25 protein-coding genes and 1 tRNA gene are annotated in these 23,599 nt (G+C 32.8%); 10 read left to right on the top strand and 16 right to left on the bottom strand.

Going from position 1 to position 23,599, the window contains the following annotated elements:
• Window positions 1-139: 139 nt before the first annotated feature.
• From idi to ACXX80_RS08900, 7 genes are all read left to right on the top strand, one after another.
• Complete coding sequence (gene idi, locus ACXX80_RS08870; RefSeq protein WP_458552877.1) at window positions 140-688, top strand: isopentenyl-diphosphate Delta-isomerase; 549 nt, start codon at window positions 140-142, stop codon at window positions 686-688.
• 12 nt (window positions 689-700) lie between these two features.
• The gene (locus ACXX80_RS08875; protein ID WP_315209145.1) at window positions 701-1,111 is read left to right on the top strand and encodes a 6-pyruvoyl trahydropterin synthase family protein; all 411 of its coding nucleotides are present in this window, start codon (window positions 701-703) and stop codon (window positions 1,109-1,111) included.
• Window positions 1,111-1,566, top strand: a complete 456-nt coding sequence (locus tag ACXX80_RS08880) for a peroxiredoxin (RefSeq protein ID WP_458552878.1) — start codon at window positions 1,111-1,113, stop codon at window positions 1,564-1,566. The genes ACXX80_RS08875 and ACXX80_RS08880 overlap by 1 nt, the downstream gene beginning before the upstream one ends.
• Window positions 1,567-1,718: 152 nt before the next feature.
• Window positions 1,719-2,681 carry a type I phosphomannose isomerase catalytic subunit gene (locus ACXX80_RS08885; protein ID WP_458552879.1) on the top strand — a complete coding sequence of 321 codons (963 nt, stop codon included), beginning with the start codon at window positions 1,719-1,721 and terminating at the stop codon, window positions 2,679-2,681.
• Window positions 2,682-2,749: 68 nt separating this feature from the next.
• Complete coding sequence (locus ACXX80_RS08890) at window positions 2,750-3,016, top strand: hypothetical protein (protein ID WP_099713324.1); 267 nt, start codon at window positions 2,750-2,752, stop codon at window positions 3,014-3,016.
• A 78-nt stretch (window positions 3,017-3,094) separates the two neighbouring features.
• A tRNA-Thr gene (locus tag ACXX80_RS08895) sits at window positions 3,095-3,168 on the top strand.
• Window positions 3,169-3,295: 127 nt separating this feature from the next.
• Window positions 3,296-3,760, top strand: coding sequence for a hypothetical protein (locus tag ACXX80_RS08900; protein WP_458552880.1), 465 nt, complete (start codon window positions 3,296-3,298; stop codon window positions 3,758-3,760).
• 211 nt (window positions 3,761-3,971) lie between these two features.
• Here ACXX80_RS08900 and ACXX80_RS08905 read toward each other — a convergent pair whose 3' ends face one another.
• The 11 genes from ACXX80_RS08905 to ACXX80_RS08955 all read right to left on the bottom strand — a co-directional run bounded on the left by ACXX80_RS08905 (window position 3,972) and on the right by ACXX80_RS08955 (window position 12,731).
• A complete protein-coding gene (locus ACXX80_RS08905; RefSeq protein WP_458552881.1) occupies window positions 3,972-4,682 on the bottom strand; it encodes a DUF4369 domain-containing protein in 711 nt (236 codons plus the stop codon).
• 215 nt (window positions 4,683-4,897) lie between these two features.
• Complete coding sequence (locus tag ACXX80_RS08910) at window positions 4,898-6,766, bottom strand: M61 family metallopeptidase (protein WP_458552882.1); 1,869 nt, start codon at window positions 6,764-6,766, stop codon at window positions 4,898-4,900.
• A 54-nt stretch (window positions 6,767-6,820) separates the two neighbouring features.
• Window positions 6,821-7,768, bottom strand: coding sequence for an alpha/beta hydrolase (locus tag ACXX80_RS08915; protein ID WP_458552883.1), 948 nt, complete (start codon window positions 7,766-7,768; stop codon window positions 6,821-6,823).
• Between the two features lies 1 nt (window position 7,769).
• Complete coding sequence (locus ACXX80_RS08920) at window positions 7,770-8,111, bottom strand: hypothetical protein (protein ID WP_458552884.1); 342 nt, start codon at window positions 8,109-8,111, stop codon at window positions 7,770-7,772.
• Between the two features lie 65 nt (window positions 8,112-8,176).
• Entirely contained in the window at window positions 8,177-8,455 is a 279-nt protein-coding gene (locus ACXX80_RS08925; protein ID WP_458552885.1) for a DUF2805 domain-containing protein, read from the bottom strand.
• Between the two features lie 119 nt (window positions 8,456-8,574).
• Window positions 8,575-9,402, bottom strand: a complete 828-nt coding sequence (locus ACXX80_RS08930; RefSeq protein ID WP_458552886.1) for a sterol desaturase family protein — start codon at window positions 9,400-9,402, stop codon at window positions 8,575-8,577.
• Between the two features lie 44 nt (window positions 9,403-9,446).
• The gene (locus tag ACXX80_RS08935; protein WP_458552887.1) at window positions 9,447-10,049 is read right to left on the bottom strand and encodes an alpha-ketoglutarate-dependent dioxygenase AlkB family protein; all 603 of its coding nucleotides are present in this window, start codon (window positions 10,047-10,049) and stop codon (window positions 9,447-9,449) included.
• A gap of 68 nt (window positions 10,050-10,117) precedes the next feature.
• Window positions 10,118-10,825 (bottom strand): aquaporin Z, encoded by a 708-nt coding sequence (gene aqpZ / locus ACXX80_RS08940; RefSeq protein WP_458552888.1) that lies wholly within the window; start codon window positions 10,823-10,825, stop codon window positions 10,118-10,120.
• A 17-nt stretch (window positions 10,826-10,842) separates the two neighbouring features.
• The gene (locus ACXX80_RS08945; protein ID WP_458552889.1) at window positions 10,843-11,208 is read right to left on the bottom strand and encodes a DoxX family protein; all 366 of its coding nucleotides are present in this window, start codon (window positions 11,206-11,208) and stop codon (window positions 10,843-10,845) included.
• Between the two features lie 67 nt (window positions 11,209-11,275).
• On the bottom strand, window positions 11,276-12,172 hold the full coding sequence (locus tag ACXX80_RS08950; RefSeq protein WP_458552890.1) for an EamA family transporter: 897 nt from the start codon (window positions 12,170-12,172) through the stop codon (window positions 11,276-11,278).
• A 157-nt stretch (window positions 12,173-12,329) separates the two neighbouring features.
• On the bottom strand, window positions 12,330-12,731 hold the full coding sequence (locus tag ACXX80_RS08955; protein WP_395380992.1) for a DUF2721 domain-containing protein: 402 nt from the start codon (window positions 12,729-12,731) through the stop codon (window positions 12,330-12,332).
• Window positions 12,732-12,901: 170 nt separating this feature from the next.
• Here ACXX80_RS08955 and ACXX80_RS08960 point away from each other — a divergent pair, with 170 nt between their 5' ends.
• Both ACXX80_RS08960 and ACXX80_RS08965 read left to right on the top strand, forming a co-directional pair.
• Window positions 12,902-15,007: a TonB-dependent receptor domain-containing protein gene (locus ACXX80_RS08960; protein WP_458552891.1), complete on the top strand. Its 2,106-nt coding sequence runs from the start codon at window positions 12,902-12,904 to the stop codon at window positions 15,005-15,007.
• A gap of 192 nt (window positions 15,008-15,199) precedes the next feature.
• On the top strand, window positions 15,200-16,744 hold the full coding sequence (locus tag ACXX80_RS08965; protein ID WP_458552892.1) for a DUF2254 family protein: 1,545 nt from the start codon (window positions 15,200-15,202) through the stop codon (window positions 16,742-16,744).
• Window positions 16,745-16,945: 201 nt separating this feature from the next.
• Here the strand turns inward: ACXX80_RS08965 and ACXX80_RS08970 are convergent, their stop codons facing one another.
• The 5 genes from ACXX80_RS08970 to htpG all read right to left on the bottom strand — a co-directional run bounded on the left by ACXX80_RS08970 (window position 16,946) and on the right by htpG (window position 22,929).
• Entirely contained in the window at window positions 16,946-17,524 is a 579-nt protein-coding gene (locus tag ACXX80_RS08970) for an NAD(P)H-dependent oxidoreductase (protein WP_458552894.1), read from the bottom strand.
• Window positions 17,525-17,529: 5 nt separating this feature from the next.
• On the bottom strand, window positions 17,530-18,465 hold the full coding sequence (locus ACXX80_RS08975) for a saccharopine dehydrogenase family protein (protein WP_458552896.1): 936 nt from the start codon (window positions 18,463-18,465) through the stop codon (window positions 17,530-17,532).
• Window positions 18,466-18,616: 151 nt separating this feature from the next.
• A complete protein-coding gene (locus ACXX80_RS08980; RefSeq protein WP_458552898.1) occupies window positions 18,617-19,195 on the bottom strand; it encodes a Crp/Fnr family transcriptional regulator in 579 nt (192 codons plus the stop codon).
• A gap of 187 nt (window positions 19,196-19,382) precedes the next feature.
• Entirely contained in the window at window positions 19,383-20,546 is a 1,164-nt protein-coding gene (locus ACXX80_RS08985; protein ID WP_458552900.1) for a leucine-rich repeat domain-containing protein, read from the bottom strand.
• Window positions 20,547-21,027: 481 nt separating this feature from the next.
• Window positions 21,028-22,929: a molecular chaperone HtpG gene (htpG, locus tag ACXX80_RS08990; RefSeq protein ID WP_458552901.1), complete on the bottom strand. Its 1,902-nt coding sequence runs from the start codon at window positions 22,927-22,929 to the stop codon at window positions 21,028-21,030.
• 179 nt (window positions 22,930-23,108) lie between these two features.
• Between htpG and ACXX80_RS08995 the strand changes: the two genes are divergently transcribed.
• Window positions 23,109-23,585, top strand: a complete 477-nt coding sequence (locus ACXX80_RS08995; protein WP_458552903.1) for a lipocalin family protein — start codon at window positions 23,109-23,111, stop codon at window positions 23,583-23,585.
• Window positions 23,586-23,599: the final 14 nt, after the last annotated feature.

Consider the following 23,599-nt stretch of genomic DNA (forward strand, 5'->3'; position numbering starts at 1 on the left):
CAAAAGAATCTTTGAAAGTGAGGTGTCAGTTTTATATTGGACAGTCTTGAAATAATTCGGCTTCAACAAAACGAAACAGAACGTTAAAGCCCCCGTCACTAATTATCTTTTTTGTATTTTTGACCAGTAATAGATTTATATGTTAGAAGAAAACGTAATATTAGTTAATGAGAAGGATGAGCAAATAGGATTGATGCCTAAGCTTGAAGCACATGAAAAAGCGGTTTTACATCGTGCTTTTTCGGTTTTTGTTTTAAACAGCAAAAACGAAATCATGTTGCAACAACGGGCACATCAAAAATACCATTCTCCTTTATTGTGGACCAATACGTGTTGCAGTCATCAGCGAGAGGGTGAAACAAATATTCAAGCAGGAAGCCGAAGATTATTTGAAGAAATGGGTTTTAAAACAGAACTGAAAGAACTTTTCCATTTTATTTACAAAGCACCTTTTGATAATGGTTTGACAGAGCATGAACTTGATCATGTGATGATTGGATATTATAATGAGGAGCCAGTTATCAATCCGGAGGAAGTCGAGGATTGGAAATGGATGAAAATTGAAGACGTGAAAATGGATATGGTCCTTCAGCCGGCATTATATACCGTTTGGTTCAAAATTATTTTTGATGAATTTTATCATTTTCTGGAAGAACACAAAAGCCCTTTGTCCCCAAATAACCTATAATTCATAAATTTTATGAAAGTTACTATTTCACGGAAAGCCCATTTTAATGCGGCTCACAGATTATACAGGAAAGATTGGACTTTCGAACAAAACGATGCTATTTTTGGGAAGTGTAATAATCCAAATTTTCACGGGCATAACTATGAACTGATAGTAAGTGTTACTGGCGAAATTGATCCAGAAACGGGTTATGTAATGGATGTGAAATTCTTGAGTGACATTATTAAGGAGGATGTTGAGGATAAATTCGATCATAAAAACCTAAATATTGACGTACCTGAATTTCAGGATTTGAATCCAACAGCTGAAAATATTGTGGTAGTTATATGGAATAAAATCAGAAAAAGAATCAAGTCTGAGTTTGAATTGGAAGTTGTTCTTTACGAAACACCAAGAAATTTTGTAACTTATAGAGGAGAATAATGGAACTAAAAGTAGGGGACACAATTCCCAATTTTACAGCTAAAGATACTAGTGGATCTGATTTTAACATTGCAACTATAGTGGGACATAAACCGCTTGTTATTTATTTTTACCCAAAAGATAATACGCCTGGTTGTACAGCTCAAGCCTGTAGTTTTAGAGATCAGTACGAGGATTTTAAGGATCTTGGTGCGGAAGTGATAGGAATTAGCAGTGATAGCGTCAGTTCCCATCAACAGTTTACTAGACAGTTTAAACTACCTTTTATTCTTTTGTCAGATTCAGATAAAAAAATCAGAAAACTTTTTGGTGTTCCCGCCGGAATGTTCGGATTGATTCCTGGAAGAGTGACCTATGTAACCGATAAAAATGGAGTTGTCCAAATGATTTTTGACAGTATGCTGGCTACAAAACATATTCCCAAAGCGCTAGAAGCCATTAAAAAATTAATGTAATTTATTGCAGAAAGCTACAGGAAGACGATTCTCACGGATTTAAATTTATGCTTTGCTTTTTGGTTATTTCCTGGTTTCTGTAAATGGAAATCTATTTTCTCGGAAATAATATGGATTTTTTATACCTTTCGAATTCGAAAAAACTCACATAAATGAAATTTTATCCATTACAATTTGAACCCATTTTGAAAGAAAGAATTTGGGGAGGTGAAAAACTAAAAACACTACTTAATAAACCAATTACATCAACAATTACTGGAGAAAGTTGGGAGTTGTCTACAGTAGAAGGCGATGTAAGTGTTATTGCGAACGGAGAATGGAAAGGGAAATCATTGACTACTATTATTAATGATTCTCCGGACGAAATGTTAGGAACAGCAGTTTATGCAAGATTTGGAAAACAATTTCCGTTGCTTTTCAAATATTTAGATGCTCGTGAAGATTTGTCCATACAAGTACATCCAAATGATGAGTTGGCTAAAAAACGACATAATTCTTTTGGTAAAACCGAAATGTGGTACATCATGCAAGCAGATGATGATGCCAGAATTATTGTGGGCTTCAAAGAAAAATCGAATGCCAGTGAGTATTTAGAAAATCTAGAAAATAAAACCTTACTTTCTATTCTGGACGATGTAAAAGTGAAATCAGGTGATGTTTTCTTTTTAGAAACAGGAACAGTTCATGCTATTGGTGCGGGATTAGTGGTTGCTGAGATTCAACAAACTTCGGATATTACGTATCGTCTCTATGATTTTGATAGGGTAGATGCTAGTGGTAATACAAGAGAATTACATGTTGATTTAGCTTTGGACGCCATTAATTATAATAAAGTAGAAACGAAGAAAGAGTATACTAAGAAAATAAATAGTTCAAACGAAATTGTTGACTGTCCTTATTTTACGACTAATTTTATTCCGTTAGACGGAGAAATTTCGGTTTCTAAATCTGGAAAAACCTTTACGGTATATATGTGTACAGAAGGAACATTTGAACTGGAATATAACAATTCAAAAATACAATATAAAAAAGGAGATACGGTTTTGATTCCTGCGGCAATGAATGCATTCATTCTCAGTGGAAAAGCTTCAATTTTAGAAATTTACATTTCATAGTCGGTAATAGAAAGATTATGTGTACTTTTGCAGACGCAAATTAAAATTCAAATTTTAAAAAAATAAAAATGGCAAACGTTAAGAATTTAAAAAAAGACATCAACTACGTTTTAGGAGATATTATTGAAGCAGTTTACTTGTTCGAAATTTCTACAACAGGAAAACCAACAACTGAAACTAATGATTTAATTGATGAAGCTATTGCTGCTTTTGACGCTTTAATCACTAAAGTGAATGCAAAAAAGGTAGAAAATAAAAAAGCGCACTTCAAACAAATCAATGTTGAATTGGAACAAACTGCAAATCAATTGATTGCTAAAATCAACGAATTGTAGTCAAAAAAAAAGCAAAAAAAGTTTGAATTTGTTTTGGAAAAAAGAAATTCAGTCTTATATTTGCACCCGTAATGAGTCGCCAGCGTAGCTCAGTTGGCTAGAGCAGCTGATTTGTAATCAGCAGGTCGTGGGTTCGAGTCCCTCCGCCGGCTCTTTAATAAAACCATCCCGTATTAAACGGGATGGTTTTTTGTTTTTGGCAAAAATGCAAATTGATTTCCGTTTTAATTGAATATCATAATTTTTTTGTTAATTTGGTATCTAACCTAAAAAAAAATTATGGAAGAGCATTCAGTTATTGAAAATTTTGAAATGAAACTAAATGAGTCTGCGAAAGACTTTTTGAAAGAAACGGCAAAATGGGCTTATTTTTTATCAATTCTTGGTTACATAGGAATTGGTTTTATTGTTTTTGCTGCTTTATTTGCCGGTACGTTATTCTCTACTATGGGGAAAATGAATCCAGCAATGGGAATGATGGGTTCTTCTTTCGGAATGGTCATGGCTGTCGTTTATTTGCTTATTGCGGCGCTTTATTTCTTTCCGGTGTATTACTTGAATAAATTTGCATCTAATGCCAAAGCAGCGTTCAATAACAACGATTCCGAAACACTTACGACTTCTTTAAGATACCTAAAATCACATTACAAATTTATTGGAATTATGACTCTGGTTGTTTTCTCTCTGTATCTTTTAATGTTTGTAGGGATGATTGTTGGTGGAATGGCTTTTAATAACGCTTAAAATGCTTTTATATTCAGTAATAATGAATGGGAAAGAAGGGTTGGAATGTGCTAACGACAAAAAAACTTTCAACGCTTGATTCAAATGTTGAGGTTTGTTCTATCAAACTCAAGGTTTAGTGTATTCTTCATAAAACAAAAAAAAATCATCTTGTGTAAGCAAGATGATTTTTTTATTCTAATTAGGGATAAAATGTAGCTTTTAGAACTGTTTATTTCTGGTTTTTGATGCTGGTAATGTATTCCGTTAATTTTTTGCCATAAAGCGATTGTGCTACTTTAGGTGACATTGATTTTTGAATTGTATCTAAATATTTGATATTGATATCATAGATTTCGGATAATGCTATATAAGGTGCCACCTCAAATTTTCTGTTGTTTAGTGCAAAATTAGTAGCAAATAAGTACTTTCTTTTAATGTTAGAATCTTGTCTTGCACTTAAACTATCTATTTTTTGTGTGTTTTGACTTTTGATAGCATTAAATTTTTGCTCAATCAAAGAAAGATTTTCATTTGTGAAACGAGCATTGATTTTTTTATATTCTTCAAATATTTCCTGATTTTTTGAGCCTTTAATTTTGGCATCAGATAAATAACGATCTAAACTTGTTTCAATAGTTATGTTTCCTGGCTCAGCAAAGAAGGGTAAATTATTGTCTAAAGAATTGCTCACACCTCTGTCTAAGAATAAATAAAGGATTTCAGGAGACTTTAGATCCAGATTGCTTTCAAATGAGGAACTTCCATCAATGTTGATAGTGTCAATAGCTACTAATGTAGTGTCAAAAACTCTTTGGATGTACAAAGTTCCTTTTTTTAATCCTTTGATATTTCCTGTAATATGTAAATTAGTTTTTGATTCATTATTGTTACAAGAGGCCAATAGGATAAGCGTAACGAATGCAATAATTGATTTTTTCATGTGAAGTTAAAATTTGTTTTTTTTGAACATGCTATCGCCATTTTTTTTATGATTTGTCCCAAAGATTGGAGATTGAATCATGACGATTTCATTAGTGTTTATATTTTGGCGCAAAATAAAGAAAATTGTTGGAATGATTTTGCTAACGCATTCAAATTTCACAAAAAAAATCCCAATCTATTTCTAAATTGGGATTTCAGGAATTATTTTTGAAATTATGATTTCAACCAAGCTTCTTTTAAAGCAGTTTTGGTTGCATCTGTAGCCTTAAGACCTTCTTTTTCTTCATAAGGAAATTGTGCCTTTCCTTTGATTATTTGTTCCTTACCATCACGTTTTATTATTACGGTAATAGGGTCGTTTTCTTTCCAGTTTTGACTCTCCGTAATCATATCGTAAATGTTATCCAATGAATATGGTTTTTCATTTATTGATACTAAAATATCTCCTCCTTTAAGTCCTAAATTTGTATAAAAAACGTTTAATTCTATGTTTGGAATCACAATGATTTCTTTAGTTTGCTGATTCACCGTGATGTATGGTGATTGTCCTTTTAAGAACACATTTCCAGGTACCTTTTCTATTGATTTAGTAACACCAACTTTAGCCAAATAAGTCTCGTAAGGAATTGGAGTAGGGCCAGATACATATGTGCTTAAAAAAGTTCCCACTTCAGGATAGGTAAATGAAGTTATTTTGGCAAAAAGCTCAGTATCATTAAATGGTTTTGAAGCGCCATATTCATTAGATAATTTTTGCATCAAATCAAGAATTCCTCTCTCGCCATTGCTTTTTTCTCTAATAATGATATCCAGACACATTCCAATAAGTGCTCCTTTTTCATATACGTTCAAGTATTGGGCTTTGTATGGTTCTGTCAAGACATTAGCACTCATCGTAGTGAAGGGCATCGTATCATTCATGGCATTTGCATGCTCAATTTTTTCTGCCATTCGTGTATAAAACTCTTCTTCAGTAATTAATGCTTGATTGATTTGAAAAAGATTAGCAAAATATTCCGTCACTCCTTCGTACATCCATAAATGTTCTGACATTTTAGGTGTATTGTAATCAAAATAGTGAATCTCTTTAGAATGAATCGTAAGCGGTGTTACAATATGAAAGAATTCATGTGAAACTACATCCTTCATTGATTTAACCAACTCTTCTTTTGGCATCATTTCAGGTAAAACAACGGTAGTCGCTGTAGGGTGTTCTAATGCTCCAAATCCTTTGGCATCAGTAGGTGTCATACTTGATAAATACAATAAAACGCTGTATTTTTTTGTAGCATTGATTTTTCCTAAAAATGTTTTTTGAGCGGTCATCATCGTTTTCATCTCCGGTGTTATGCTTTCTGCAGTGACTTTTCCAGTAGGAGAATAAACGCCAATCAGTATTTCCATACCGTCAACCGTAAAAGTAGTATAGTCCGGCTTAGCATACATAATAGGATTTTCAACTAATTCAGCATAACGAGGAGTTGTAAATACATCATTAGTTGTACTTGCATCTTGATCAGTCATTGAGGTTGCTCCCCAAAGTGTTTCTGGATGCGAAATACTTACAGTGTATGGAAGGTCTTTTTTGTCTTGAAAATAACCTGCAAAACCGTGCATGTTCAGCATGAAGTTTTTCCCTGCATCAATGTTTGTTCCTGCTGGTGAAAAAATATCATTTTGACCAAAACCACCACCTTTTTCAGTGTCAAAAGTGTCGTTTACCAAATAAGTTATTTTTACTAACGTTTTTGCATTTTTAATATTCCAAGTGTTATCATCTGTTTTAGTTACTGCTAATACACTTCCTTTACTGTCAAATGCTTTAAAATCCTCGATATATTTTCCATAATCATCTACAGAGTAGGTTCCGGGAACAATTTTAGGAATGCTGTATGTTACTTCATCCGTACTGATTTTCGGGGCAGTAATCGTGACAAGTACTTTGTCCTCTTTTACCTCATTCAAATTAATAGCAACTTTTACTATATCAGTAACAGATTTCGAGTCATTAGTTGAAGTACTGGCAGTTTTACAGCCCAAAAGAACCGATGCAAATGCGAGTGTAAAAAATATTCTTTTCATTTTGTGTTATTTTATTTTAGTTGTTAGTCTCTCAAATTGTAGAATTGTTACAATTTAAAGTGATTTCACAAACGTTTTTATCGTGCTTGTTAATCTTGGTATTATTGGTAAATCAGGATTGGTATAGGATTTCATGTTTTCAGCATCATCGCTTTTAATTTCTTTAAAAACATGATTCATATTTTCGATTAAAACGAGTTCAGCCTCCGGCTTTGCTTTTTTTAGCAGTTCTGCTTCTTGAACTGAAACTTGTAAATCCTTGGTTCCGTTTATTATTAATACTGGTATTTGTAATTTTGTAATTTCGATTTGTGGGTTGTATTTTATCCATGAAATCATATACGGCTGGATACTTTCCCTGAAAAGTGAGGCTAACATAGGATTTTTTAATTCGAAAGTTTTTCCGCTTTTAAGGATATCTAGATTTTTCTGCACCTCTTCTTTTAGGAAAGGTGCTTGTTTTGCTATTTGCTCTACTAAAACAGCATCAATAGTTCTTCCGGCTCCAGCTAATGAAATAAAAGCGTCTGCTTTGTCATTTGCAGCTATCATTCCTATTAAAGAACCTTCGCTATGTCCTGCAATTATTATTTTATTATATTTTTTTTGATTTTTAAAAAATGACAAAATGAATCTTGCATCTGTAATGAAATCATCAAAAGTTAGCGTTGCCTCATTTACGGTTTCAGTTTTCATTTGAGAAATGATTCTTTTATCATAGCTAAAAACGGCAATGTCATTTTTCGCCAATTCTTCGGAGAGGTATTTTAAGGAATTATTGGTCAAACCTTTTTGATTGCCATCTCTATCGGTAGGTCCTGAACCCGCAATGAGTATGAGAAGATTCGTTTTCTTGTTTTGTTTTAAAGGCGAATACAACGAACCATTTATCAATGGATTTACAGCGATTTCTTCTTTATTAAAAGTTTTAATTGCTGTTTCTGCTTGAGAATAACAAAGTGCTGAAAACAGTGTCAGGAATATAAGTAGTGATTTTTTCATTTTATTTACGGTTTAGTTCGTTCATTACTACTTCTGGATTTTCAACTTCAATGATGAGTTTTTTGTAATAATGATTTTCTAATGCTACAATTATGGCTTTTTTTTTATTCATTACATCCCAGAAATTCCTGCCTTTTTTATAAAATGTTCCAGCAGTTATAATACCAGGAATTTCAGTGCCAGGCATTCTAAAGCCTTTCCAAAAAGTAAACTCTTCGTCGTTCTGATAGGCTTCAAGAATTTTTTCTTTCGGAATCGTAATTTTACTTTCTAGAGCCCAGATTTTGTGCCAACCTTTTATTTCAAAAATAAAAGTATTGTCTTTTGATGTTACTGAAACCATTATTGAGTTTTGAAAAGTTAGTTGACATAAAAACAAAAAACTCCTGAATATCAGGAGTTCTATTTCTAGTCTAATTTGTTTTTTATATAATATTTTCCATCCAAATCTTCATCAAAATCATCAATCTTAACTGGTTTTGGTTTTGGTTTATTTGCAGTTGCTTTCTTTTTCCACATTTCAAATTTTTCTGCGGGCATTTTCTTTTTCATTATCTCAAGAATCTCTTTTTCTACCAGACCAAATTCTTTTTTTATGATTTCAAAAGGATTTTTTTCTTCTAAAGCCATTGTAACAAGTTTTTCTGTTTGCTCCCAGTTCAATTCTTTTCGGTTACTCTTTTTCATCACGTGAAAATTAATTCAAATAAGTTGTTAATGATTAATAAATTACATTTCTAATTTGATACCAATATTAAGAAAAAAAATAATTAGATTTTCTCAAAAGGTCATTTTTTTTATGCTTTTTAACTATTTTCCTTTAAAGGCTGTTTTTGAAAGGGTATTTTTAATAAATTTTTTAATTCATTGTGCTCTTCAGGCTTCGGATGCGTGTCGATTCCATAAATGATTTCTTCTTTTGGAAGTGTCATAAAAGTTCCGAAAAGCCTGTCCCAAATTGAAAATATATTTCCGTAATTACTATCCGTGTACGGTAAAACATGATGATGGTGTACTTTGTGCATGTCCGGAGAAACTATTAAATAACTCAAAATAGTATCCACTTTTTTTGGAAGCGAAATATTAGCATGATTAAATTGTGTGGCCACAACTGATAAAGTTTGGTACAGAAAAACCAGCCACATGGGACTTCCAATAATTAAAACGCCCATTGCCGTAAATGTAAACCGAATCACACTTTCTCCCGGATGATGCCGGTTTGCAGTTGTGGTGTCAATCCAAGTATCCGTATGATGGATCAAATGGAAACGCCATAAGACTTTGGTTTTGTGCTCTACTAAATGTACCAGATAAGCACCAATTAAATCCAATAAAAGCAATCCGATGAAAGCGTAAAGCCACAATGACATTTCAGGCAGCCATTGTAAAATTCCAAAATTATTGGCAATAGTCCAATCGGCAGTTTTTAACAAAATAAATGCAAGACAAAAATTCACCACAATAGTCGTAAACGTCATAAAGATATTAATACCCGCATGCTGCCATTTTTTATAGGTAAAATTGAAGAGCGGAAAAGCATTTTCAAGTAACCAAAAAAATGTGATTCCGCCTACGAGAATTAAGCTTCGATGTGATGATGGAATGGTAGAAAAGTAAGCAATAATATCATTCATATTTGGAGTATTTATTTCAAATTTAATACATTTTTATAAAATATCTATTTGATAACCCGAAAAGTAAGATTTATTCTTGGGTTAAGGGGTTTTGCAGTTTTCGGGATTTGGTGTTTCCAGAAATGCTGCGTGGTTCCTTTCATCAGTAACAAACTTCCATGTTGTAAAATGATATTTTTTTTAAGGTCTTTGTCCAAATTATGTTTCAATTGAAACGTACGTTCGGCGCCAAAACTCAACGATGCAATTACAGGATTTGTTCCTAATTCTTTTTCATTATCGGCGTGCCAGCCGTTGCTGTCTTTTCCGTCGCGATACTGATTGAGTAAGACGGTTGTGAAAATGGTTTCCGAAACCTTTTCGATTTCCGTTTTTAGCTTTTGTAAAAGCGAATTCCAAGGATGCGGTTGCATGGTAATATTCGAATAGGAATAGGGTTTTCCTTCGTTTCCAAACAAAGCCGTCAAGCGAGGTTGTGGATGAATTTTACCATAAACTCTAATTTCATCTTGTTGCCAAGGAATATCTTTTGCTAATTCGGCAAAAATAATATCGGCTTGCGCTGTGTTAAAAAACTGAGGATAATAAATGATTTCCGCATCAAGTAAATTAAGATGTATCGGTTCCGATTGAAAAAGTGAATTCATTTTACAAAAATAAAGAGAAAAATGTAACGTTGAAGCTTCATTTTTCTCTTTAGAATTAATTATTTGGGTTATGCTTCTGAAGTATCCTGTAACAGATTTTTATATATAAATCCCGCCACAATGGCTCCCAGAATTGGCGCAAGCCAAAACAACCATACTTGTGATAAAGGCTCGCCACCTACAAATAAAGCCTGTGACAATGATCTTGCTGGATTTACGGAAGTATTGGTGATGGGAATACTGATTAAGTGAATTAAGGTTAGGGCAAGACCGATGGCAATTCCTGCAAATTTTCCGTTGGCAAACTTATCGGTTGCGCCAAGGATAACCAATACGAAAAATAAAGTCAACACAAATTCAGCTATAAAAGCCGCTTGCATCGAATAACCGTCCGGAGATAAAGTGCCAAATCCATTGGAAGCAAAAGCACCCGCTTTAGTATTGTCTATAATAAAACCTGCTTTTCCGGAAGCGATTGTGTATAAAGTTCCGGCTGCGGCAATGGCGCCAACACATTGCGCAATGATGTAGGGTAATAACTCTTTGGCAGAGAATCTACCGCCTGCCCATAATCCGAAAGAAACAGCGGGATTAAAATGACCTCCTGAAATATGACCCACTGCATACGCCATGGTCAAAACTGTTAAACCGAAAGCTAGCGAAACTCCCGCAAATCCAATTCCTAAATCAGGAATGCCGGCAGCAAAAAGTGCACTGCCACAACCGCCAAATACCAACCAATACGTTCCAAAAAATTCTGCAAATAGTTTTTTCATAATAGATTAATTTAAAGTTAATTGTTGAATAATGTGTATTGAAAAGCCCAAAAAATGAGAACTAATTGTAAAGGCATCCGCAAAAGCAAAACCCATTTTGGCAAACCCATTCTTGCTTTTTCATCGAAATACATGTACAAATGCGTTGGGAAAATAGCAATTAATAACGCAATAACTCCCCAAGCGGCATAGCTTGAAAGCACAGGAATACACAATGATATTCCTAAAATTATTTCGGCTAAACCGCTGATGTGATTTAGTAATTTTGGATTCGGGAAATAAGGCGGAATGATTTTTAGGTACAATCTCGGGTTTCTGAAATGGTTTAATCCTGCAATAAAGTAAACAAAAGCCATCACATATAAATGCCAAGGTAAATTCATAATAAAGTTATTTATTACGAATTTATAAAAATTTAAATGAAATTAGCACAAATGTTTTGAATAGAAATTAAGCTTTTTTCTTAAAATTCACATTCATAATCACAATTGCCAAGATGATTAATATAATCCCAACCCATTGAAGCAGAATTACTTTTTCGTGTAAAAGAAAATAAGCCATCAGTACTGATACAGGAAGTTCCAGTGCAGAAACAATGCTTCCAAGGCCAATTCCGGTAAGTGGGAAACCGGCGTTGAATAATAAAGGTGGAATTATAGTTCCAAAAAGAGCCAGTATGATTCCCCATTTTATGAAAATCTCAAAATTGAAAGGAGTTGTTTGTGTAGCAATTGAAAATCCGGTTACGATTACTGCACCACCAAGGAGCATGAATAAACTGCGTTGCGCTGACGAAACATGAGTGGCTACTCGATTTGCGGTAAACATGGTTGTGGTAAATGAAGTTGCAGCCAAAAGTCCTAAAACGATGCCGCGCCAGTCTAGTTCGACTTTGCTTTGAATCAAATTTGTGGCAAGCGCCGTTCCAAATAATACGATGATTACCGATATTATTTTTTGAGTGGAAGGTCTTTTCTTTTCTAAAATCATTTCGAATAAAACGCCCATCCAAACGGTTTGCATCAATAAAACGATAGCAATCGAAACGGGAATGTATTTAACGGCCAAATAATAAAAGATACTTGTCATTCCCAGTGAAGTTCCCGCCAGCATTAATTGAGATATGTTTTTCTTAGATGCTTTTACAACGGCATTTCCCTTTTTAGCTTTTTGAAACATATTAATCAGCAGCATTCCAGTGATTCCGTATACGAATTGCGCAATGGTAACTTCTGGTGTAGTGAAACCTTCACCGTAGGCTATTTTTACAAAAGTAGCCAGCATTCCATAACTCGTTGCGCCAAGACCTACCAGGAAAACTCCTTTTAATACATTATTCTTTATCATTTTTTTCAATTTTAAAAAGCGGGCAAAGATAGGCTTTAGTTACTAGTTATGAGGTATAAATTAGTACTTAATATTTGAGACTGTTATTCTCTTTTGATTTCGCTTCGCAATGAGGGGATTAAAGCATGATCTAAGGTGTTTTAGATGAATGCAGGTTTTATTTTGCTTCTTTCTCGACTAAATCGCTCAAATGCAATCGTAACGCATTTACGGAAATACTGATTTCCCAAAACGACAATCCTAATGAAATCAACAGTCCCAATAAACTCATTCCAAAAAGATAAATTCCGGCTGTTTGCTGTTCCAAGAATAATAACAGCATGGCAAAAACAGATAAAAACAGACTTAAAACCCCAGCCATTTGCATGTTGCGAATCAGAGTCAACCGTAAGTTTAGGTTTTTGATTTCCAATAAAATCGTATCGTTTTGCTTTTCCTTGTAGGTTTTTTTTAAGCCTCTGACGATTGTGGCAATGGTCAAAAAGCGATTGGTATACGCTAATAAAATCAACGAAGTTGCGCCAAAAAGTAATGCAGGAGTTTCTATTTGTAAAATCATTTTGAATTTAGTTTTGGAATTTTATTTTAAAAAAGAGTTGTAAAGTTCGGTATTCTGTGCTGAAATCGATCTTATAGTCTTGTGAAAGATAACGATTTTCTAAAATCAGTTTGTTTTTTCGTAACGTTTAGAATTATAGTGCTACTAAAGGAGTAACACAAATAGAAACGATGAAAAAGAATTATTTTTTGAGTATGTTTTTTTTAGGAGCAATATTCACACTTTCGGCTCAGGAAGAGACAAAAAAAGCAGTGGAATTAAATGAAGTAGCCATTGTAAAAACTAAAAAAGCAATTGAACAAAAAGCAGATAGAACCATATTTGATTTTTCCAGTCAGCCTAGTTTGAATTCCGGATCTGTATTAGAAGGAATAAAAAAACTGCCGGGACTTATCGCTTCAGATGTTGCCGGTATGATGTATCAAGGCAAACAGTTGGATGTTTTTATGGACGGAAGACCGCTTAATATTACTTCAAATGAATTAAATTCTTTTCTGGAAGGAATGCCTGCGAATGCCATTGAAAAAATTGAAATCATCACACAACCAGGAGCGGAGTTTCCCGCTACTTCCGGTGGTGCAATTATGAATATCATCACGAATAAAAACGCTAAAAATTATTTAAGCGCTACGTATACGAATAGTACTAATATTACGAGTTACGATCATTTGCGATGGAGAATCAATAATAGTTTGTTGTTGAGCGCTAAGAATAAATATTTTGGATGGCAATTGAATGTTGGACAAAATTATAGGGAATCTGCGGTGTGGACTTCACTGACTAAAAACGAGAATAACACGACTTCGTTGCTTTCCACTACTGAGGCAGATCGCTTCGGACGTACTAATTTTGCTAAATCTGCGCTGACGTTTGATATTGGCAACGACCGATTGTTATTTAATTACGATGTAAACTACAGCAACAATAATAGCAATACAGTAGGAAATGGTCCCGGTTTTAGTACCAATGATGATTCCTTTACGGATGCTTTGCGTCAGGATTTTGTTGTTACCTTCCAAAAAAAGTTTGAGGATAAATCTAAAAAATTGGATTTAAAATTCAATTATAACAACAACCAAAATGATTTTACACTGAATTCCAGAACTAATAATGTTGCTATATTAGATAATGCGTCGACGCAGCGGTTGTATAATGCTAAATTTGATTATTCGCAGCCTATTTCATTTTCTGATGAAGGAAAATTAAGCTTTGGAGGTTTGTATGAAGCGCTTCTTTTTGAAACCCAAAATATGGAAATTGTTAATTTGGATTATCAACGGAAAACAGCAGCAGCTTACGGTGAGTTACAAACGAAATTTGATAAGTTCAATTTTATTGTGGGCGGTAGAGCCGAGGATTACAATATCACTGGAAAAACCAACACCGCTGATTTAATTCCGTTTAAGCAATTCCGTTTTTTTCCAAATGCCAGCGCTCAATATAATTTTAGTAATTCGGTTTATTTTAATGTGAATTATAACAAGAAAATAAGTTTGCCAAGCACTTCAGCTTTAAATCCAAACAACACCAATTATCAGAATCCAAATATTGATTACTCTGGAAACCCGAATTTGCAGCCTACAATTTTTGATAATTACGAAGTAAAATTGAGTGCTTTTGATTATGCTTTTATCGGATATAATGTTAGTTCTGCTCAAAATCAGGTAATCAACAGAGTGTTGCTAACAGACAATGTTGTTGTAAATACCAATATAAATGTCCCTCAAATAAAAATTCATAACTTTAATGTTGGAATGCCAATTCCGTATATGTTGTTTACCGAAGGACTTAAAGAAACTATGAAAATGAATATTAATCCGGATAAAATGAACTTTTTATATGTGTATACGGCGTATCAGTTTCATCAAATTCCCGAAATTAAGACCAATGGTTTTTGGATGTTTAATTTGATGTCTCAAATTCTGTTACCAAAAGACATCAAGTTTGTAGCCAACTTTAATTACATCATGTCTAAGGGGAATTATTTTTATTTCAGTGCTGAGAAGCCTTTTAATAATACGCTTGATTTAACGTTTTCTAAAAAGTTTTTCAAAGACCAGTTGTCGGTTTCCATAAGTGCAGATGACATTCTTAATTCGAACCGATTTGTGTTCAGTTCTGTGGGTACGCCTTTATTATTAGCAAATAAAAACGATACACGTCGTTTTGGCTTTAGTGTAAATTATAAAATTCCAACTAAAAACAAATTGGCAAAAGAGGATCCTAATTTATTGAATAAAGAGAAAAAAGAAGAAGGAAATATTTTGAATCAGTAACATCCTGTTTTTATTTTTGGACTATTCTAAACACAATAACCTGCAAGTTAACGCTTGCAGGTTTTTTATGAGTTGTGATATGTTTTTGCTAAGTTTACTGTATGAATTACTTTTCTGTTGGAGGTATAAAGCAATCGAAATCATTCGGAAAAAGATATATTAAGTCTATATTTATCAATTGAAATATAAATTATGATACAAAAATTAAAACAGCGGGTCAAGAATATGTTAGAACATCAGATAAAACATATGGGTACATTTACCAGTGGTATTTATGCGTTTATTATTGGTTCTGTTTTACTGACGATTGACTATCATGTTGATTTTGGAATGAAATTCAAAATCAATGAAATGGAAATTTACAATCGGTTGATTCCGGTTTCTACTATTCTAATCTCCATTCTGATTGGAATTTCATTAACTACTTTTTCTGTTATTTTTGTTGTAATGCAGCTGGCATCCTCTCAGTTTTCACCCCGAATTTTGAGACATTTTTTAGCAAATAATCTTAGAATGCAACAATTTATCGGATTGTTTGTGGGTACCATTTCGTTGTGTGTATTACCTCAATTAGCTTCTGTTTTTTACCAAACTTCTTTTCTTTTAACACTTACAACAGGTTCTTTGCTTGCTTTTTATTGTTTGGTATGGTCTTATCCTAACATGATCAGCTATTTAAGTATCAACATGAATGTTTCCAGTATTACAAATGGAATTAAAACGGAAATGGTTGAAGAAATCAATGATTTGTATCAGGAAAATTGGAGTGTGGGAAAGAATCTCCTTTACAAACGTTCCAAAATTGACCCCGATAAATTTCAAGTAAAAATCGTAAGTCCGTTTGAAACCGGTTATTTGGATAGTGTGAATTATAAAAAATTGGAAAAAATAACCGAATATATCAGTAGTTCTGATGTGGGTGTATTTTTTGAAAACGCCTATCAAAAGCCAATTGTAGGGGAATTTATCATGAAAGATACCACTACGCTTATCGTATTAGTTTTTAGCGAGGAACTCCAAATGAATCAGATTCTTCGTTTGAAGAAAGAAATAGGAGCGATTGTCAGCACAACTTTTAAAGTTAAGTTGTTCAGAAGCCATACGCAAGATGTGAATTTTGGTGTAAGAAAACTGGTAGATATTGCGATAAAAGCCATCTCTCCAGCGGTAAATGATCCAACGACTTGTTTGAATTGTATTGATCAAATAGGGGAAATTGCAAAAGAATTAGCCATACGAGAATTTCCTTCTACGGATTCCAGGACTTTGGGTTCCAAAAAAATACAGGTAAATGAATTTAATTTTGAGGAATTCATTGACTTTTGCTATGATCAGATTTTTCAGTGGGGTAAAGAAGATCCTACCGTTGTGAAGAGAATTATCAGATCGATAAGGATTATTTTACCATTAGTTGAAAACCCTTTCAATTTGAAAATATTAATTCAGCAAGTTGAGGAAATGGATTTACTTGAAATTTATAATTTGTCACAATACAAAAAAGGGAAGCTAAAAATATCAAAAGAAAAATTAGTAATTATAGAGAGAGAATTGTCTCGATTTAGACAAAAAGCAAAATTGCAAATTAAAGTGCTGGAGCTGAAAGGAGTACTTAATCATTACGAAACGAAGCATTATTCGGATAATTCAGAAATTACAACTGCTGAAATTGAAGCGATTGAATATCTTAAAGCCTATAAAGCGGTTGCCGATACTATTAATAAAAATGAATTAACATAAAAAACCTGCAAGTTTAAGCTTGCAAGTTTAATTTAGAGTTATTTACTTTTGAGAATGTACACGAGCGGGACGCTCGCGCTCGCTGGGGGGCAACTTTTGGCACTGACCACACAAATATGACTAAAATTTTATTGCACCAGCGTACTTTCCTGATTGGCGCAAGCCTTGCCATTGATGAAAACGGGTGTTATGCGTTCGCTTTTATTTATTTTGTTCTCCCAATTTTTCAACCTTTGAAATCCATTTTTGTCTTGTTGTTTCTTTTGAGTTTTTAATGATGCCAAAGTAGGAAACTTTAACTGGATTAATTCCACAAAATTCTAATGTAGATTTTTTTAGTTGGTTGACACTTGGTCTACCATAAACTAACCAATAATACCAACTAGGTTGGTCAAGTGTCGTAATAATATGAGCTGTTTTACCTTTTAACAATTTGTCCCATAGTATTGAGTTTTCTCTGTACTGAAATGCAAAGCCTGGCAAAAAAAGTCTATCGATAAATCCTTTCATAATCGCAGGAAGTCCGCCCCACCAAACAGGGTGAATCCAGACTAAATGGCCTGCCCATTTTATTTTTTCCCAAGCATCAATCAAATCGGGCTCTAATTCGGTTCTTTTTTGGTAACCAAATTGTAAATTTGGGTTAAATTTTAAATCTGCAATCAGTATTTCTTTGACTTCTGCACCTGAATTTTCTGCTCCTTTCTTATAGGATATTGCGAATGCCGAGTTTAAACTTTCCTTATTGGGATGACCAATAATAATAACTATTTTTTTCATAATTGCTAATTTATAGTAATTGCACTATTTGAAGTTAATGAAGATAAAAACTCTTTAGGATTGTGTAGTTGATGACTAAAATAAATACCACTCTCAATGTTGTTTTTTAGCATTTTTTCAACGTGAATTACTGTAGAAAAAGCGGTCAATTCCGATTGCCCTTCTCGGCATTTTAGCATCACTTTTTCTTTATTTGATTTACTTTGAGAGAAATGAATTTCAAAAGCCGAAATATCACCATTTCCGCTACCTCCAAAGATCAATTTTCTTTCTTTAAAATTTAAAATTTTAAAGAAATTTATTTTTTGCATAATGCCTAAAGCCGCAGTAATGAGTTTAGAATCAAAGGTCAGTTTGGCTCTAACAGTTGGTATTTTTTCTATTTGATTAAAAATATATAAATCTGGAATATCAAAATCATACACTTTTCTTTTTTTACCGTCAAAATTAAAAACATGATACTTTGAATTAAAAAAATGCTTGGTATGAATCTTTGTATTATTTTGATAGAAATTAAATGGTTTACTTACATTTTCAGCCATAAAATCAGCAGAGCTTTTTCCAGCTTTATCTTTAGTAGAGTAATAAATCAATATTTCAACATTTTTAATATCTTTTGCAACCTCACTTTTTGCAATTACTAGCAATGGAGCAATACCACCCATCCATCCAGAACTAAATACAATTTTACTTTCAATGCTTTTTTTGTGAGTAAAATCTTTAGATTTCACTAGCTCACTCGTAGGTTTTGTAATATCAATATAATCAATTTTAGAATTTATTGCATATTCTAAAACATTATTATAGAAGTCTTTTGCACAAATAATGATTAGATTGATTGAATGCTTGTATAATGATTCAAAAGAGTTTTTGTCATTTACATCAATTTGAATATGATTTGGATTTGTATCTTTATTTCTTGTTCCGATGAAAATTTTCAAAGCTGGATTTCTACTCGAAAGCATTTTATAAATAGTTTTACCAATCAAACCAGTTCCACCAATAATTAAAATTGTTTTGCTCATCTATTTAGTTTTAAATGTTAGATGTGCAAAGCTAATTCCTGTTAGATTTTAAGAATAGGACAAATGTCTAAAAAGAAAATTCTTTTCGTATTCTGCTTAAATGTCGTTGTGAAATACCTAAGTACGAGGCTAAATATTGTAAAGGGATTTTTTGGACATATTCTGGATGATTTTTCATTAAGTCTGAATATCGTTTAGTTGCATCACTTTTTTGCAATTGAAATATTCTTTTTTCTAATTCAATATATTGTCGTTCTGCAATTGTTTTTAAGAAATAGACCCAATTAGGATTTTGTTGTATTAATTTTTCGAACTTGTCCTTAGGAATGATTAATAATTCAGTTTTTGTAATAGCTTGTATGTTTTCCATTGTTGGTTGTGCTGTCAAAAATGAAGAATAGGCAGTCATTAAACTGTTTGGAAAAGTGATACAATAAGTAACTTCTTCATCTTTGTCGGAAGTAAAATAAGAACGCAGGCTGCCGGTTAAAACAAAAGCTACTTGTTTGCAAGTTTCGCCTTCTTTAATAAAATACTCCGCCTTTTTGAAAGTTTTATAAGTTAAAAGTTGAAGAAAATCGTCAATTTCAATATCTCTCAATATATTGAAGGAATGCAAAAAGTGTCTTAAACTATCGTCTTTCATTTTTGGTTCTCTGTTTTTTCGAAAAGGTTGTTATAAGGTTACGTATAACGTTCCCGCGCTACACGCGGTTTGGGACTAAATTAAGCCCTATTTTCGGATTTGCCAAATCTTCCAAATACAAAACCAATTTCAAATTAAGCCTAATACCCAAATTGCTTGTTGCGTGTGTTGGCAGATGGTTTCTTTACTAAAAACAATTTGTATTAGCAACACAATTATATCCAAGTTTCTGTATTTCATTTTGTATGTCTGCTAATTCTGATTGATCACAACATATTGAAGATAGATTTAGGTTTTCTCCGATTGAATAGTTTGAAAATGCATTTCCATTTTTGATAATTAAAGATTGTAAACTATTTTTATAGCAACTAAAATATAGTAGTTGTTTAGAATTTCTTATGTCTAAAGTTGTTAATAGATTAAAAGAACAATCTAAATTTAATAGTCCTATTAAATCATCTAGTAAAAGAGATTTTAAGTTATTATTAGAACATTGTAATAAATTTAATTTAGCACATTTACCTAAATATAAGGAATCTAATTTATTATGATTACACGTTAAATAAAAAAGGTTGATGCAACCAGAAACATTCAAAGTCTTTAATTGATTTGACTGACACTGTAAATCTATTAATTTTTTTAGATTACTAGCATCAAGTGAAGTTAGTGAGTTGTAAGAAATTAATAAATATTCTAAATTTGTCAAATGACTTATGGAGAGTTTTGTTATTAAATTATTATAACCTCTTAAGTCTTTTATATTATTTGAATTACTAATATTTAATTCACTTATTTTATTATAATAAAATTCTACTGTTTCAAGTGACCTTAAGGAACTTAAATTTAAAGATGTCAATTGATTATAGTAACACCAAAGAACTTTGAAATTGTTTAATCCTTGAATATTTAAAGTCTTAATTCTATTGTTATCGCAATATAAATTTTCAAGATTTTTCAAGCTGGAGACATCCAAACCTTCAATTTGATTACCTCTACAAGATAAAGTTTTAAGATTTCTAAATGAAGTTACACCTTCCATTGAAGATATATTTGAATTATCAACTTTTAGATAGCTAACTTTTTCTGCTTCGCACACTTGTATTATTCCGTCATCATTCGTATCAACTTTAATGACGATTCCATCTAAATTTGTGGCTATACTATTTGTACTAGTTGATGATAAAATTTTTTGTCTAAAATTTTCATCAGCAATATTTACAATTTGAGTACAACTTGGATCGGAATTAATGATACCAGAATCGGAATTTTGTATATTATCTGAATTTGAACAACTGATTGAAAATAGTGTTAATAAGGTAAATAAGTAGAAAAAAGTTTTTTTAATATTCATATGTTATATTTTATCATTTGTTGCGATAGGTATTTGAATTCTCCAGTTTGATGCGAAATTTCTGCCAACTTGTATATATGTATGATAGAATAATACAAAGCCATTCCCTTTTGGGTAGATAGGTATGATAACAGCTATACTTCATTTAATTCAAATATATAAATAATTCTTTACAAATAGTTAAAAGGATTATTTGATAAGTGAACTGGTTTGAGGGATTTTGATGAATATTGTTTTGAAATCGAAAACATCCTAAATAGCCCCGATAGTCCCGAAGCTTCGGGAGAAATCCTTTGCTGTGGCGCAAGCCAAAAGCAAAGATTGTAGCGCATAGCGGGAGGGAAGTTGTTCTGAAAAACAATTGTTGTGCTCCAAAAAAAAAGCTGCCCATGATTGGACAGCTTTTAGTATGTTGGATATTCCGAAGCAAGTTCGGAATAAGCGATTCACACCATTTTACTTCATAAAATGAGTTCTCTGCTTATTTAATCATCTCAAAACTTCTTTTTACGAAAGCCGTTAATGCTTCTCCTTTTAATAGGTTTTGTGATAACTTCGCTAAGTCAAGCGCTTGTTTTACTAGACTTTCCTGAGCGTCTTTGTCTTTGTTGTTTAGGATGCTTGTTGCCAATTCAGAGTTAGTATTTACCACTAAATTGTACATTTCCGGCATATTTCCCATTCCAAACATTCCACCGCCACCTGACTGACTCATTTCTTTCATTCTACGCATAAATTCCGGTTGCGTGATGATAAATGGTGAAGCATTACTATCTAAAGCTTCCAGTTGAACTGAATACGTTTGTTTAGGAACAATAGCTTCTAAAACGGTTTTCAAGTTGGTTTGTTCTTCTTCAGATAATTTAGAAATAGTCGTTTCCTCTTTCTTGATTAAATTATCAATATGGTCAGAATCCACACGTACGAAAGTCATGTTGCTGTTATCGCCTTCAATTTTTTGAATTAAATGTGAGATAATTGGAGAATCCAGCAATAAAACTTCATATCCTTTGTCTTTTGCAATTTCAATATACGAGTGTTGCGCTTCTTTGTTTCCAGCGTATAAAACCACTAATTTTCCGTCTTTGTCCGTTTGATTAGCAGCAAGATTTTCTTTTAACTCTTCTAAGGTAAAATATTTACCGTCAACTGTTGGGTACAAAACAAACGCACCTGCTTTTTCGTAGAATTTATCTTCAGATAGCATTCCGTACTCTAAAACGATTTTGATGTCGTTCCATTTTTGTTCAAAATCCTCACGGTTTTCAGTGAACAACGATTTTAATTTATCGGCAACTTTACGCGTGATGTAATTCGAGATTTTCTTCACCGCAGCATCCGCTTGCAATCCAGAACGAGACACGTTCAACGGAATGTCCGGTGAATCCACAACACCTTTCAGCATCATTAAAAACTCAGGAACAATTCCTTCTACATTATCCGTTACGTACACTTGATTTTGGTACAATTGGATTTTATCTTTCTGAATTTGTAAATCAGAACCTAATTTTGGGAAATACAAAATACCGGTTAAGTTGAACGGATAATCTACATTTAAATGAATGTGGAATAACGGTTCTTCAAACTGCATTGGGTACAATTCATGGTAGAAATTCTTGTAATCCTCCGCTGATAATTCCGTTGGTTGTTTGGTCCAAGCCGGATTTGGGTTGTTGATGATGTTGTCTACTTCAACTTCCGTAAAAGTTTTGTCTTTATCTTCTTCAGCAACTTCTTCACCCTTTTTTTGCTCTATTTTCTCTGTTTTGGTTCCAAATTTAATTGGAATAGGCATGAACTTATTGTATTTATTCAACAGTTCTTTGATTTTGTATTCTTCCAAGAATTCCAAAGAATCTTCGGCGATATGCAAAATGATTTCTGTACCACGAGAAGTTTTGTCAGCTGGTTCTAAAGTAAATTCTGGGCTTCCGTCGCAAGTCCAGTGTGCTGCAGGTTCGTCTTTAAATGATTTAGTGATAATTTCCACTTTTTCAGCAACCATAAAAGCAGAATAAAAACCAAGACCAAAATGTCCAATAATTCCTGAATCTTTAGCAGAATCTTTGTATTTGTCCAAAAATTCCTCAGCTCCAGAAAACGCCACTTGGTTGATGTATTTTTCCACTTCATCAGCTGTCATTCCCAGACCTTGGTCAATGACGTGTAGTTTTTTGCCTTCCTTGTCGATTTTTACCTCGATAATTGGGTTTCCGTATTCTACTTTGGCTTCGCCAATGCTGGTTAAATGCTTTAATTTAAGTGTTGCATCTGTTCCGTTCGAAATCAATTCACGCAAGAAAATTTCGTGATCGCTGTATAAGAATTTCTTGATTAAGGGAAAGATGTTCTCTACCGAAACATTAATTTTACCTGTTGTCATATTATGAATTTTTAAGTTTATTTTAATGGATATTAGTCTTTCAAATAGAATACCAATTACAATTGAAGTGACAAATTGTCGTAGACGTTAATTATGATACAAAATAATTTAATTTTGAAACAATTTTCTTTTGTTGCGTTGTATCTTTGTGTAAGTATTAATTCATTAAATTTAGAAAAATGAGAAAAGTAATTTTAGTATGCACGTTAGCTGTTTTGATGTTCGCATGTAAGTCAACATCAGTGACAAGTACGAATACAGATAGAAAAGCTCAAGTTGCAATGAAAGGAAATTGGACAATAAGTTCTGTAACGTATCCAGGTTCGCAATATGTAAAAGTGAATAGTTTTCAACTTGCGGATTCAGAATGTTTCGTAGGAAGTAATTGGAAATTTGTTTCGAATAATAATAAAGGTACTATGGCTTTGACAAAAGCAAATTGTATGGCATTCAGCTCACCAATCACATGGTTTATCAATAATGATGGGCAGTTTGTTCTTAAAGTTCTTAATGCGGGAGAAAAAGCGAGAAAAGTGAAAGAAGGTTATATTTTAAACGTAGCCAATCAAACAGAATCCTCTTTTCAATTAGTTGATAAAATTGATGTTGCAGGAAAAATGACTGATGTTGTGTATCAGTTTCAAAAAGTTAATTAATAAGTAATAAATAC

Source organism: Flavobacterium sp. GNP002 (assembly GCF_054343795.1).